The sequence below is a fragment of the Fibrobacter sp. UWB2 genome, from assembly GCF_002210425.1.
In the GTDB taxonomy this organism is placed as follows: domain Bacteria; phylum Fibrobacterota; class Fibrobacteria; order Fibrobacterales; family Fibrobacteraceae; genus Fibrobacter; species Fibrobacter elongatus.
The window spans coordinates 108,448-123,582 of sequence record NZ_MWQK01000007.1; the positions used below are offsets into that span (position 1 = coordinate 108,448).

A 15,135-nucleotide genomic window follows, 5' to 3' on the forward strand; every position below is an offset into this window, starting at 1 on the left:
TCGAGGATGACTGCTTCAGAATGACCAAAACGGTATACTCAATCTTTACTTTTTCTTAAAGCCTTGTGAATTTATATTTAGCGCATGCGTATCTATAAGCTTTCCCCGATTTTTTCGGCCGCAGTTCTTTTGAGCGCGGGCGTTGCCTCTGCCGAAACCAAGTTTTTCTACAATCAGGTTGGTTACGATGTCGACCAGCCGATTTCCGTGATTGTCCAAAGCGAGAATCTTGCGGATGGTGCTGAATTTAGCGTGATGTCGGGTGGGACGGCTGTCAAGACGGGTAAGCTCTCGACGGGTTCGAATCCGGACAACTGGCTGAATAGTGGCAAGTTTTATGTGGCGGATTTGACTGGCCTTAAGGCGGGCAAGTACACGCTCCAGGTTTCCGAGAATGGTCAAACGCAGAATTCGGGCGAATTTACGGTTGAAGAAAACGCGCTTGCGAAAAATACGCTTGCAACGGTACTTAATTACTTCTATGAAGACCGTGCGGATGACCCGACTGTTGAAGGTTGGGACAAGAACATGTCCGTTTACAAGTCCGACAAAAAGCTTGATGTGCATGGCGGCTGGTACGATGCAAGCGGCGATGTGAGCAAGTATTTTAGTCATCTCTCTTATGCGAACTACTTGAATCCGCAGCAGATTCCTTTGACGGTTTGGTCGCTTGCCTTTGCCTCGGAACGCATCCCGAATTTGCTAGGCTCGACTGCGACTAAGGCAAAAACGGCTGATGAAGCCGCTTATGGCGCGGATTTTTTGGTGCGTATGCTTGCCGAAGAAGGTTACTTTTACATGACCGTGTTTGACAACTGGGGCTCACCTTTTGGCAAACGTGAAATTTGTGCGTTCAGCGGTAAGGATGGCGATAAGAGTGCCGATTACCAGACTGCGTTCCGCGAAGGCGGTGGCATGGCAATTGCTGCGCTTGCAAGTGCGGCGAGACTTAACCTGAAAGGTGACTTTACAAGCGAACAATACTTGGCAGCGGCTGAAAAGGCATATAAGCATTTGTCCGAAAAACAGGGAATCGGCAAATCATGTGCCTACTGCGACGATGGTAAAGAAAACATCATTGACGATTACACAGCGCTTTTGGCGGCGACGGAACTTTATGCGGCGACCAAGACGCAGAGCTATTTGGATGATGCTTATGACCGTGCCGAACACTTGGCATCTCGTGTCAGTAAAGATGGCTATTTCTGGAGCGATGATGCGAAGACTCGTCCGTTCTGGCATGCAAGCGATGCGGGGCTTCCGTTGGTTGCCCTTGCTCGTTATAGTGAGGTTGTTGGCGCTATTGACGAAGATGCCGGCATAGAAGTTCATGGTCGGCCATTCCCTTATTGGGTTTGCCTTACTATGATTGGTGGTGGTTGCGTGAACGAATCTATCGATAATGTTCGTAATGCCATTAGGTCTCATTTTGACTGGCTTGTTAAAATTACGAATAAGGTTGATAACCCGTTTGGTTATGCCCGCCAGACTTACAAGACTCAGGACAAAATAAAGGATGGATTCTTTATCCCGCACGATAATGAAAGTAATTATTGGTGGCAGGGTGAAGATGCTCGCCTTGCAAGTCTTTCTGCGGCGATAATGTACGCAAATCGCATTATTGACGGCGAATATAGGAATGTTACCACGAGTGATGTGCTAAAATATGCTACGGATCAGCTCGACTGGATTTTGGGCAAGAACCCGTATGCAACGTGCATGATGTACGGCAAGGGACTTAAGAATCCGAAAAAGTATGATGGCCAGTCCGAATACGACGCGACGCTTGAAGGCGGCATTGCAAACGGCATTACCGGCAAGAATCAGGATGGCTCGGGCATTGCCTGGACTGACGACGGCGTTGGTGCAGTGGGCTTTGATTCTGAAAAGGAATCTTGGCAGGTGTGGCGCTGGGATGAACAGTGGCTGCCGCACAGCACATGGTACTTGATGGCGCTCGTGGAACGCTATGATGAAGTGACAAAGCCTGTGGAATTCTCTGTTGGACTTCCGAAGTCTGTGGCTGCGGCAAAGTTCGGCATCTCGCTAGTTGGCAAGACGCTCTCGCTTGATTTGCCGAAATCCGCGGTGGGGCGTTCCGTCAAGATTTTGAATGTGCAGGGCAAAGTACAAATGCAAAAGATCGCCCAAAGCAAGAACGAAACGATGAACGTGAACGCACTCAAGAGCGGACTTTATCTTGTGCAAATTCAGGGTTTCTCCGCCAAGAAGTTTGTTGTAAAGTAAGACTCTCCGAGAGTGAATACTTTAGAGTGAAAATAAAAAAGCGAACCTTGCGGTTCGCTTTTTTGCTTAAATATTGCCGGCGAAAATCGTCGCCTGCGCAATCCTTAGAACTGGCTGAGGAAGCGTTGGTCGTTTGCCGTGAGGAGGCCGATTTCCGGGATTTCGTGGCGGAGCATGGCGATACGGTCAAGACCGAAACCGAATGCAAAGCCGGTGAACTTTTCAGCATCGATGCCGCAGTTCTTGAACACGTTCGGATCCACAGAGCCGCAACCACCGATTTCCATCCAGCCCGTGCCCTTGCAACGACGGCAGCCTTTGCCACCGCAGAATACGCAGCTTACGTCCATTTCTGCGGACGGTTCCGTGAACGGGAAGAAGCTCGGACGGAAGCGAGTCTTGACGCCTGCGCCAAAGAGTTTGTTCATGAACACCTGGAGCACGCCCTTGAGGTCGGCGAAGCTAATGTTTTCGTCAACGACAAGACCTTCGCACTGCTGGAACATCGGAGCGTGGGTAGCATCGTTATCGACGCGGAACACGTGGCCCGGAGCGATCATGCGGAAAGGCGGCTTGTGCGTTTCCATGTAGTGAATCTGGGTGCCCGACGTGTGCGTGCGGAGCATGACCTTGTTGTCCACGTAGAACGTGTCCTGCATGTCGCGGCTCGGATGGTCAGGCGGAGTGTTGAGAGCTTCAAAGTTGTACCAATCCGTTTCGATGTCACGACCGAAGTCCACATCAAAACCCATCTGTGCAAAGAAGTCGATGATTTCTTCGCGGACGTCGTACAGCGGATGCGTAGAACCGGCCGCGATGCCAGCGCCCGGGAGCGTGATATCGACAGCGCCGCTAGCGAGCTTCTTCTGGAGTGCGGCTTCGTTTGCGGTTTCGATAGCCTTGTCGATTGCTTCGGAAACGGCAACCTTCAGTTCGTTCACGAGCTTGCCGTAAGCGGGGCGTTCTTCGGCGCTGAGCGAACCCATCTGCTTCATGAGGTCCGTGACGGCGCCCTTCTTGCCGAGGTACTTTACGCGGAGATTGTTGACCGCTTCTTGATTGGTGAGGTCCGTTTGTGCAAGTTCTGCATCAAAGGCCTGCTTGACATTGTTAATAGCTTCACTCATAGTACGGCGAAATTTAGAAAAATAGCGGCTTTATTGCACGAGTTTCGCCTAAAAAATCAACTTTTATCGCAATTGTCATGCCTGCCTCAGTGCAGGCATCTCCTTATGCATCTCGAATTACAGATATGCTTCGTAACTACAAGTCTTCGTTGCAAATGTCGCCGAGCGCTGTTTGAATGTCGAAAATCGTATCTGGATTGAGCATGTAGAACGTTTTTTGCCCCTCGCGGCGGGCAATCACGAATTTCCCATCGACAAGAGCCTTCATGTCGTGCGAAAGCGTCGGTTGCGATACGCGGAAAGCCTTTAGAATTTCGCTGGCGCACATTTCGCTGTTCGATAGCAAGTTGATGATTTTGAGGCGCTTGGAATCAGCCAAAACCTTAAGCTGTTTTGCAATTTTTGTATAGTTGTTTTTATTCATGTATTTAAATATAGAAATTTTTCTATATAAGTCGATAGGTTTTGATGTTTTTTTTTTGGGGGGGGGGAGTGTGGGTGTAAAAAAAAAGCTCCCCGACGGGGAGCTTTTGGGGGAGGGGATGAAATGGTTTACCAATCGTGTCTACAGTACATGCCTTTGCCTTGTGGTGTTGATTGATTAGAGTTTGGTGCTGGGGATGTTTTTGGAGCGAGTATCTCTACATTTGCGATGTATCCATTGTAGCATTTGGTATTTTGCCCGTCAACGGTCTTTCCTTGAGTTTGGTTGGATTGAACTTCTACAAGCATACCGTTGTATCTCATTTGACAATCGTAATAATTCCATTCGGCATTGGGACATTTACATATTAATTGTCCTGAATTTTTATTTCCTGTGCATGCAATTTTGTGCGTTCCCTCACTAATGAAAGTCCAATTACCTCCGTAAGTGAGTTCGATATCTCCACTTTGTTGGCTTTGGAAAGACACATTGAAGTTACAAGAATAGTTGTGTCCTTCGTTGTCCGAAACCTCAAAACGATAAGTTCTAGTTCCTGTAGCGTTATTGTCGTAGAAAAATAGTTCATTGTTTTCGTTTTTCTGTACATTGTTGTAGAGTATTTTGTATTCGCAATCTGTACAATCCGAAGTATGGCCATTTATGGTAATCTGAGCGCTTGCACTCACATTGATAATGTTTTCTGGATTTTGATTGGTGATTGTTGTAGGGCAAGTTGCTGAAAGAGTCGAAGTTACTGATAGAGTTTTTGTACACGTTTGTGTTTCCCCACCATTGATTGTGATGGAGTACCTATAGGTTCCGGATCCCGCCATTCCTGGAGTATAAGAATATGCAAGGCTTGTTTCATTACTTGAACCGCTTTGACCGGCAAAAACATTACCTAATGGGTCGGTAACTCCGAAGGTATAGGTGTATTGGATTTCATCGGGGTTGCTGATGCTAACTGTGAATGATCCATTATTGTCTACTTCGCTTGATTCGCAGTTGATTGTTGGTGGGGTTTTCTGGACACCGTCTTCAACGTTGAAATCGGCAGTGCAGGACTGTGCCCACATTGATGCGTATGGTCCATTTCCGAACCAAGTTTCAACCTTGTATTGATGTTCGCCACTGGAAGGCTTTGTGTCTGATGATATGTTTTGGTTGGATCCTAATTTTGCACTGCCTTCTTTTATAACATCGTCGTCTAAGGATACTCTATAATTGGCTGTTACTCTATCCCAGCCAGGTCCGAGCCTTGGTTCACCGATTTTAAATGAGAATGTAGGTGCATCACTGCCTGTGGTAATGTTTGTTGGGATTACGCTACAGGTGGGTGTAAATGTTCCTAAATTTTCTCCTGTGACTGTGCAAGAAACTGTGGAACCATTGTTGTCCAAAGCTGTTACTGTAAAGGAGGGGGCGCTGCCCAACCAATAGTAACCGTTTTCCTTATATGTTAAGAACGTCTCTGAATTTGTGCATCCGATGATGTTTTCAAGGGGTTCTATATTGTTGTCTGATGATGTGTAAGAGCATTTTATGCTTGGACTCATCGGGTGGACTTTTACATCGACTTTCCACCCTTTATTAGGATCAAAATGCGCTTTTTCACATTCAATAGAAAGCTTGTTTGAGCATTTGTTTGCTATATGGATGTTTTTAATATAGATGTTGTTGTCGCTTGTAATAATGATTTTTGAAACATGCTGTGGATCAAATCCAAAAACGTTTGATAAAATGTCAATTCCAATTTCGTGATGTCCGGCAGTACTGATTAATCTTGACGAACTTTTTATTCCGTTTGTTGACTGTAATTGAATTTCCAAATTAGCGTTAAGGTTATTGTTTTCGTCATTTGAGTCGTCTGTTTCAATATCAATATGCAAAATGGAGCCACGCATGTTTATGTATCCATCGCCATTTTCTTCTGTTGAAATTTCTTCAGGAACGTTGCTTGTTAAATATATGGGCTTATCAGGTATAGAAAGTTCACTTGAGCAATTAGTAACCTTTCCAACCCAGAATGTGCCACAGCTATAGTATTCTTTAGCAAGGTCCAGACTTGTAACTTCTCCTGGACAAACGACTTTTACGGATGCATCTTGGGCCCTTTTATCATCATCTACAAGGTATCCATGAGCTCCTTCCGCTGTAAATTTGTAATTGCTTCCCGACAATGTCGCTCCGATTTCTCCAGGTTCGCCTGTGCCGTTTACGCAGAGAGATGTTGCATTGTCACATCCGTTGTAGTGGTATTCTATTACACAATTTTTATCAGTAAACCAACTGGATATAATGACTTTGGGGGTGACCTCTTCATTAAGGGGAACCGTTTCGCCTACATATTTGTCAGCGAAGGAACATGATATCGAGGGAAGTTCCCAGCATTGGTCATTGAACGAGGCTGATGTCCAGCCATTATCAAATATTTTAAATTCAGGATCTGCTAAACTGAAACCAACGTAGGTATGTGTAATGTCGTTGAACCCAAAGTCCTTGATACTGAGTTCGCCGGACCATGCTTTGTTATTTACGCTAGCATTAACCGTTAATAAATCTTTATTGTCGATTGTGAAAGCCACTTTGATGAAATCCGTGCTGGATATGGGTACATTCAATACGTCTTTTCCTTTTGGAATAAGTTTGCAATCACCTTGATTTTTATTGTTTATTGCTTGGCCAACCACTTTGCAAACTCGGAATGTTAAGTCTCCTGAGCTTTTTCCTGCAGTACTAGTTCCATAAACGTTTAGTATTAAGTGTTCTTTCCCGTTACTCCTAAAAATAAATCCCGTATTTAAGAATTCATTTGGATTTGAACTTGCAAGAATGGCTGTTTGTATAAGGGCGTTCATTGTACCATATTGTCCTGCATTCTTGTTTCTGAGAATTACCGATACTTTTCCGCTCTGATTGTTTCCATTCTGGTTATTGGGGGCGAAAATAGAGCCTGAGCCAAAATTAGGTCGAATGTAATTGGAATTGTTTCCTTTGCCATTGTTGTGGTATGTCATTAGCCAGTGTGATTTTGGTTGTTTGCTGTTTCTAGGATCGCATACTTGCCCTCCTTCAATAATTGTTGCGCATGTATCTATGCAGTTTTCCGCGTCAGTGTCGCAAAATGCCGTTGTTTGTGAAAAATCATCGTAATAGCAATGGGATTCAACACCGTAATCAGCAGTAATTGTATGACTGCTGTAGAATCTGAATTCTTCTTCATCATTGTAATAGGTAGATTTTGAGCAATTATCTCCAGAACATCTCCAAAAAGCAAAACTTTCTTTGTCTTCACCGTAATCCTCATGAGAAATGATAATTGGAGCGCCTGCGATGATGTTATATTGGCAAGGATAGGGGGTGCTGTTTTTTGTGCAACGGTGCTCAGTAGATGTCATTTGGTCGTAAACGCGAACATACGTGTCGTCATCTTTGTTGTCATTGAGCTTGACTGTCAGTTCCACTTTTTTGTGTTTTAGTGATGCGTAAAGATTTTGAGATTCACCACTGTGTGGTTCATCGATGCTATTGTTGTCTGTTGGTATGACGATTTCGCAGTTGGATGGAATATCGGATTCGTTTACGGATACAAGAGAAATTGCCGTATTCGTTAGGCATGACCACCGGTCATTTTTGACAATTTCACTACAGCCTGTACCACTGACCGTAATCCATTCACCCTCATAGATGCAGTCTGGATAATGGCTTTTTTCTAGAGTCGCTGCATCACAAGTGAAGTTATCACAGTAGTCGGATATGGAGGCTCTGGTTATATATAAATGGCCTCTTACGTAAACATGATGAGTGTTTTTAGAGCCTCCGATGATGCATTGCTCAGTTGGCGTAGTTAAAGATATGTGAATGTCTCCGTCTTGAGCATCTGCTTCTGTTGATACCTTTAAGACATCGATTATTTGATCTTCGGACGCATTAGGTGTAACTTCTACGGTGTAATAATGTCTACCGGAAAATCCTCCTGAGCGTTCCTTGATGTAGGTTGCTCCACTAGGTGGCGTAACAGTCCATCCAGAAGGAATGTCTCCAAAAGAAAAATCAAATTTTATTTTTCCGTTGACGGCTTTGGATTTGTCGATTTTTACGGATACGGTGACTTCTTCTCCTAATTCTAGTGATTGATCACGTTCTGTGAAATTGACTTCTGGGAGATCACCACTTGCGTCTGAAACTACAACGTAGAATGGGATATCGCCATAGTTTTGTGATTTATATTCGCATCTGTGCGTACCGACGTCCAAATAGGAAGATGTGTACATTTTCCCTGTTGGTGGAATAGAAGGATTGCATGACACGTTTGAAGCGTTCTTGACTTCGTTTGCTCCATTTAAGTTGATGACAGAATAGTAGTCTGCTAATGTTCCTGGTGCATCTTTTGGGAGATAAATGATGCGAGGAAGGATTAATATTGAAGGATCTAGTTCTGCAGCATCTGCAGGTGTATCTTCTGATGACTTGTATTGTGTTTCAAGAGTTATTCCTAGCTGTGGTGCAATGGATATAAAGTAAGGGTCTTTCCCGTTAATGGCTCCTTCTGCTGATGCTGAACTTGTCGGTTCGGCGACAGAAGATGAACTTGTGGCTACACCTCCACAATTAGTGACAGAAGCGTCGCAAATAATTCTGCTTTGGTTGAGGCTGTTGAGCAAATCATGGTTGAATTTCATTTCCTTATTTGATGTGAGTGCCGCAACTTTTGAACAACTTGCGGCTTCAGCGTAGACGGAACCGCTAAGGGTTGCGTTGTTGAAGAGAATGCCTCCACTCGGAGATATAGAATTGTCTGCCGCATTGTATGATGATGAGCCTACATTTCCCTTTGTGTAAATGAAGTAGTTGTAAGTGTCGGTTCCTTGTCCGACTATTTCTCCTGCGCCTTCTTGTAAGTACAGAAATACATAATCATTGATGCCTGCTGTGGGTGGGGGCGCCATTTGCGAGGGCTTGTTTGTTACGATGATTATGAATTTTCCTTTAAGTCCTTCTGAATAATCCTTTTTTTGTGTGGATGTAACCTTTACAACTAAATACCCATTATAGAGATCAGTTTTCTTTTTTTCTTCATCTTTGATATTTGTATCATAACAGCTATTTGCGTTTGTAACAAAGTTTTCGTCCATTTCTGTGATGTCTTTAGCACATCCTTTATTTGCATAATCTTCGAATGCATCGTATGCAGTTTTTAAAATATCATCAACTTTAAATTTAGCTCCATCGCATCCTGGTTTTTCTTTCCATATGTCGTAGCAAACTTTTCTTACAGAGTCGGCACAGGCTATTGGTCTTGATGATGGTAAATTGTGTGTGACAGTACCATTTGACTTAAACCATGGCGATACATGGCATTCTGGGCGAAATTTGTCATTGTTGTGAATACAATAGGGGGACCTTTTTTGTGGAAATCCGTCTCCATAATTGTATTCTGCCCATGTATTTGGTTCATTTGTTTTGTGATAGACTTTGCCACCTATAAAATAGGCCCCCATAGCCGAAGGCGATTCCCATGCACCTGCGGTTCTATTTTTCCAATATGTATTGTTGTATTCTTTAAATTCGACATCTGTTACTCCTGGCTCAACGTAATAAAAGTAGTACATATCTGAATTCGGTGCGATATAGCCGTATGGAGTTCTTGAATCATCATGCCAATAGTCCCATTGGTGGTATTCTCTTTCAGAACTATTTGAGTTTTTATTGTAACAGCCGTATTGTCCATAACCAATTGATATAGGATTACTGCAGTGTTGTCTGTAACTTGAGTTTTCTATAAATGTTTTATTTTCTCTCAGTTTTACGTAATCGCGATGAGGGTAAGCATCTATAATATATACTTTAGATGAATTCTTGTTGCCTAAGATGATTTTATTATAGTGCTCGTGAAAATCCCCATGATTTGGATCTCTTGCATAGAAAGAATATGGGTGTGTAATCCAGACATCTCCATCAACACGAAAGTCGCAGTTGTATTGTGTAGTCGTGCCTTGCATTCCGCCAATTTGAACTTGTGCATTTGGGCCAAGGCACAGATTTCCTTCAATTGTAAAAGCCGCACTTCCTGTACCCATGCTAGTTTTGACTTTATTATTGGATGTCATGTTTCCGCCAATTCTGATTTCTCTATTTTGGTCCTGTTCCAGAACTCCATCAAAATAGGCGTGGTTTGAAACACCTATGGCGTTCTTTGTGCCAAATTGTTTTGAAGTCCCTGCTACATAGATGTTTGCGGCGTCAATGCCGTTATCTGCAAATAAATCACCTCCGAAACAGCCTGTTCCGTAAATGTAGACGTTGTTACCGGATAGTTTTGCGTTACCTGTGATAATGATGTTCTTGTCAATTCCAAGAGGATTTCCGTACCAGTTTCCGTTAATGAGCATTGATGATAGTTTTGCCGATCCGTGGTTGGAAATAGAAGCTCCGAAGTAGGAGTAATCATAAGCGATATTTTTAATTTCGACTTCTTCTTCTGGAGGAGTGACTTGGTAAAGTCCTGAAACGTTAATTATGGCTGCTTCTGTGTATTTGGAATTGTCACGAGAAATACCTTCGGATAGTATCTTTAATTTGTGGTGTCCGTTGATTTCTGTTACGCCTGTAAGCCATACGTTAAAATTTTGCTTTCTGTTTATGTGGGCTGCGACGCGACTGTTTAGCAATATCGGCTGTTTCCCATTCAAAAGGTATTGCTTTATTAAGGCGCCGACATCATTTGCGTTATTGGTCATCCAAGCTCTGATACTCTGAATGCCTGCATTGGCGCTCAGCCTTGCTTCTTGTATTTCCATTCTAGAGGAGGACGACTTGTTTTCGGATGTCAGCCATTTGAATGTAGCTGTTGCGGCAATTGTCGCAACAAGCATGAATAGAAGAACTGTTATAAGAGAAACACCTTTTTTGTTAAACATTGCTACACTCCTAATCTCTGGGTCCATTGCTGGGTATAGACACAATAGCTGTCTCTGTACCTGTTTCGCCATTTTTGTTTATGGCGATTTCTATTTTTAGGGCTTTTACATTTTTTTTGTCTGCGATGGCAAGAATCTCATCTGTAAATGTGTAATTTGAACTTGCTATTTTTCTGAGCTTTATATTGGCTAAGTTTATATTTCCTGCAGATGCAACAGGTGAAAAACTCGCAAATGTAAATGCCAAGCATACGCCTTCGATGGTTTCGTTGGTTGTGAAGCGCATTTTACGAAGTCCTGTATCTTTGCTGTCGCCAACTGTTGGTGGGTAAAATTGAAAGTCGCTAAGGCTACTAGGCTTGTTTCCGTTTTCTGCATATCTAAAACCGACGGCCATGTGATCTCGTCCTGGGCAAAACATTCGACTAGGGTCATTTTCTGTAAGAGGCATTGAAAACGAAATTTCGTACTCAATATAAGGCTCTAGAGTTATTTGAGTACACTGAAAATTCCAGGAGGTAATATCGTCACTTTGATTAGCCAAGAAAACTTGGTTTGCTTTAATTTGGTCTTTATTTGTAATGGGGATGTTTGCATCAAAATCGTAGTTCATGGAAAAACCTGATAGTCTGATAGTTTCTCCTCCATTTGGAGGGTCGATATTGATGGGCTCAAAATTGCCATCTCCAAAACGCGAAATGAGTTTGAATGCTTTTACGGATTCAGAACTTGACGGAAGAACACTAGTCATTGTGACTGTTGTACTTGGTTTGGCGGGTGTAATTTTAAATTTGTCAATACCCTCGGCGATTATTACTATTGCGGAATCTGTTGATGGGCAATTTTCATCTTCGGTGTTTGAAACTAATGTTCGACAGGCTCTTTTTAAAACATTGTCTTCCACAAACCAGGTTACTTGTTCTACGGCGTCATACGCACCTGAGCTTGTGTAGCGCAAACGACGCATTGTAATTTTGTCTAATCCCGTACCGCCATCGTTTTGCGTGATTATAAATGAAGATGAGTCTTTATCGGAGTCTGTGATATTGTCGGGATCCATATATACGTCATGCATATGAGCTGTGCTGAAAACATTCATTGAGGTAATAGTCGGATCATCAGTTTCTGTGGAACTTTTTGCGCCGAGTTGTGCTATATCGTCTTTTAATATCGAGGATACATTCCCAACAATTTGGTTTGCCTGCAGCATGCTCTGCGTCCTAATTCGCATTTTGGTGCTATCGCTGAATGCCTGCCCTGCAATGAGGACAATACCTCCAAGAAGGGCTATGTAGACCATCAGCTCCATGAGGGTAAAACCAGTTTTAAATTTAAAATTCATTTTAATTCCTCTACACCACATCGTTTTTACCATTAAAAATAAGTTTTTTGGAAATAAAATGAAAAAATATTTTTTCAGCGTGGCTAGTATCACCAAAAAAGGAACCCCGAAGGGTTCCTTTTTTGAATGCTTAGTCGACAGTCATGGTAAGTGTCGAAGAATCCTCTGTAATTTGAATATTCTGACAGTACTTTTTCAACATACTGACTGACAGCAGGTTTTTATCGGATTCAAGGATTGTCGGATCAATTTTTTCTGCACTGACAATCGATATCCTTGAAAATCCGTCTTTTTCGGAGTATTCCAGTGAAACTTTCAAACCAGGAACAGGTTTCACAATGGAGAGAGCCTCTTCAATGGAGTGTTCTACGGCTTCAATATGCATTCTAGAACAATTAAACATTTCGCAGAACGACTTCATCTGCGCCATCATGGCATACCAGTCAAATTGTTCACTGTTAATCTGGAAAGTCGATTCATGAATTTGGTGAATGAACTTGCGGGTCTTTTCGCGTTGCGGGTGTTCAAAAATCTGCTCCGGTGTTCCCTCTTCGTAAACAACACCTTCGTCAAAGTAACAGACGCGAGTACTCACTAAACGTGCAAAACGCATTTCATGAGTAACAATAAGCATCGTGATTCCTTCGCGGGCAAGGCGGGTCATCACCGCGAGCACTTCGCTTACCATTGTCGGGTCAAGTGCCGAAGTGGGTTCGTCGAACAATAGAATTTCAGGATGCATTGCCAACGCTCTTGCAATGGCGACACGCTGCTTTTGACCACCAGAAAGGTCTTCGGGCATGGAGTTTGCCTTTTCGCCCAAGCCCACCATATTCAAAAGTTTCCTTGCCTCAGCCTCAGCTTCGTTTCGGGACATCCCCAACAACTTCATCGGCGAAATGGTAATGTTATCTAAAATAGTCATACCTTCAAAAAGGTTGAACGACTGGAAGACCATTCCCATTTTTTGACGAATTATGGGAACATTGGCCTTGGGCGACAAAATGTTTACGCCCTGAATGAAAATGTCTCCGCTTGTAGGCTTTTCTAACAGGTTTAAGCATCTTAAGAAGGTACTCTTTCCAGTGCCCGAAGGGCCGATAATAGAAATGACATCCCCCTTGTGCACTTCGAGATTCAGGTCTTTTTGTACAAGCAAATCTCCATATTTCTTTTGCAGATGCGAAACAGAAATTAGAGCTTTAGAGGAATCTTTTTCAAAACGGGGAGGCTCCTTACGTGAAAGGCGGAGTCGAACGACAACGAAAATGCCCAGGCCGACAAAGAGTGCGCTTAGGACAAGTGCGATTGTCCATGGATTTCCTGTTTTTTTAGATTCCGCATTAATCGGTAGCTCGTTAGAATCTTTTCTGACAAACGCCATTTCGACCTGATCATAATAGGGTTCCGAAAACAGGACCTCTTGAGCGCGTTCTTCAGTTTGTCCGATTCCTGCAATAACAACATCACCTTTCTTTGCCGACAGGTATGGAATAAGCGCATCATATTCTATCACATCTATAACAATGGACCGCCCAATAACGTCACCAAACATCATTCCGAGTTCTACCTCAAAACCCGAGGGCTTTCCGTTCACAATGAGGTTATAGGGAGGGTATGCACCTTCGGTGGCGACGCGTATCGGAGCCCCGCTTAAATGGGTCGCTTTTTGTGTAGGAATCGGATGTTTGGAGGGATCCGCACCGCGAAGCCACTTGTTGATTAACGAATCCAGCTCTCCAGTATTCTTAATTTGTTTAAGAAAGTCGTTGAATTCTTTCTGCAAGGCCGTATTCGTTTTTTCAAACAAAGCACAAAGTCCATATGTTTCGTCTGTAAAAGACAATGTATCCACAGGGATTCCACTCTGCATGGCATTCAGGATGACCGCTTTGTCTTCTACCCCAAAATCAGCACGGCCGTTAACCACCGCTGTAAACGCGTCTGGTGTTGTCATCACTCGTAGCATTTTAGTGTTGCGGAAAATATCATCTGCAGCATAGTCCGCTTCGGTCCCCAATTGCACGACCATCGTCGCATTTTGCATATCTTCAAGAGTGCGAATCGTTTTTGCTACAGTCGAAGAGTTTTGAGTAGTGTTGCTAGATTCGCCGAAATTAAACAAACAGAAAAATGCGAGCAAAACAGCTGTAATGCCGGTGCACCAATAACGCTTGATAGCTAGATTTTTTATCATAAAGCCGATTGCCCAGGCCACGATAAAGTAAATGACAGCCGAAACGATGAGTGGAACGAACGCTTCGTAAGTACGTGAACGGACGATATCGCATGTACGAGTCAGGTCAATGACGGCAATATAGCCCACGATACTCGTTTCTTTAAGCAGGGCAACCACTTCGCCTTGATAGACCGGTAAACCTCTCTTGATGACTTGACCCAAAATGATTCTAAAGAAAGTTTGTCTAGGGGTGTGCCCCAAGGCAAGACCAGCTTCTGTCTGCCCATAATTGATATTTTCGATGGCGGAGCGAAAAATTTCACTAAAATAGGCCGATGTATTGATACCGAAAGTGATGATGGCCACAAGGACACCCGAAGCGTTGAACGGAGAAAGAAACACGTAAAACATCAGCAGGAGTAGCACCAGCACAGGGACCCCTTCTATCACATCTACATAGATAGCAGCAAAACGCTGAAGGAGCTTAAATTTGCTTAGGCGCATCCAACATACAAAGCCCCCTAATATCGTTCCTATAATGGTTGCAAAAATGGTGATAGTCAACGTTATCTGTAAACCCTCAAGAATCATCTTGTAACGATCCTCTACGATAAAGTTTTTTTGGAAGCTAGCGACAATAGAATTCCAAAGACCGGAATCTGCCGCCAAAGGCAAACTATCGCTCACATTTTGGGCAAAAGCCCCTTGTGCCAATAAGCATAAAACAGCAGCGAATACAAAAAAGAATGAGGCGTAGTCTTTCATAAGCGCTCCTTTTCCCCTTTCCAATATTTTTTCTGTTACAACAATTAAATGTACATTAGAAAAAAAGAAAATGGAACAAAAAAGGAACCCCGAAGGGTTCCTTTTTTTGAATGCTTGAGGATTGCTTTGCC

The 15,135-nt window shown here is 43.3% G+C and carries 6 protein-coding genes; 1 reads left to right on the forward strand and 5 read right to left on the reverse strand.

Annotated elements, in window-relative coordinates; all coding sequences use genetic code 11:
• The first annotated feature begins 84 nt into the window (after window positions 1-84).
• On the forward strand, window positions 85-2,247 hold the full coding sequence (locus B7982_RS13750; RefSeq protein WP_088661242.1) for a glycoside hydrolase family 9 protein: 2,163 nt from the start codon (window positions 85-87) through the stop codon (window positions 2,245-2,247).
• Window positions 2,248-2,351: 104 nt separating this feature from the next.
• Here the strand turns inward: B7982_RS13750 and pheS are convergent, their stop codons facing one another.
• From pheS to B7982_RS15170, 5 genes are all read right to left on the reverse strand, one after another.
• Window positions 2,352-3,374 carry a phenylalanine--tRNA ligase subunit alpha gene (gene pheS, locus B7982_RS13755; RefSeq protein WP_073443178.1) on the reverse strand — a complete coding sequence of 341 codons (1,023 nt, stop codon included), beginning with the start codon at window positions 3,372-3,374 and terminating at the stop codon, window positions 2,352-2,354.
• Window positions 3,375-3,510: 136 nt separating this feature from the next.
• Window positions 3,511-3,798, reverse strand: a complete 288-nt coding sequence (locus B7982_RS13760; protein ID WP_088661243.1) for a helix-turn-helix transcriptional regulator — start codon at window positions 3,796-3,798, stop codon at window positions 3,511-3,513.
• Between the two features lie 128 nt (window positions 3,799-3,926).
• Window positions 3,927-10,718 (reverse strand): pilus assembly PilX N-terminal domain-containing protein, encoded by a 6,792-nt coding sequence (locus tag B7982_RS13765; RefSeq protein WP_144065974.1) that lies wholly within the window; start codon window positions 10,716-10,718, stop codon window positions 3,927-3,929.
• 10 nt (window positions 10,719-10,728) lie between these two features.
• Window positions 10,729-12,060: a hypothetical protein gene (locus B7982_RS13770; protein ID WP_088661245.1), complete on the reverse strand. Its 1,332-nt coding sequence runs from the start codon at window positions 12,058-12,060 to the stop codon at window positions 10,729-10,731.
• Window positions 12,061-12,190: 130 nt separating this feature from the next.
• Window positions 12,191-15,004: an ABC transporter permease subunit gene (locus tag B7982_RS15170; RefSeq protein ID WP_088661246.1), complete on the reverse strand. Its 2,814-nt coding sequence runs from the start codon at window positions 15,002-15,004 to the stop codon at window positions 12,191-12,193.
• Window positions 15,005-15,135: the final 131 nt, after the last annotated feature.

Bases quoted from the DNA above. Each gene is read 5' to 3' on its own strand.
- B7982_RS13750 (WP_088661242.1), top strand. From the start codon at position 85: ATGCGTATCTATAAGCTTTCCCCGATTTTTTCGGCCGCAGTTCTTTTG.
- pheS (WP_073443178.1), bottom strand. From the start codon at position 3,374: ATGAGTGAAGCTATTAACAATGTCAAGCAGGCCTTTGATGCAGAACTT.
- B7982_RS13760 (WP_088661243.1), bottom strand. From the start codon at position 3,798: ATGAATAAAAACAACTATACAAAAATTGCAAAACAGCTTAAGGTTTTG.
- B7982_RS13765 (WP_144065974.1), bottom strand. From the start codon at position 10,718: ATGTTTAACAAAAAAGGTGTTTCTCTTATAACAGTTCTTCTATTCATG.
- B7982_RS13770 (WP_088661245.1), bottom strand. From the start codon at position 12,060: ATGAATTTTAAATTTAAAACTGGTTTTACCCTCATGGAGCTGATGGTC.
- B7982_RS15170 (WP_088661246.1), bottom strand. From the start codon at position 15,004: ATGAAAGACTACGCCTCATTCTTTTTTGTATTCGCTGCTGTTTTATGC.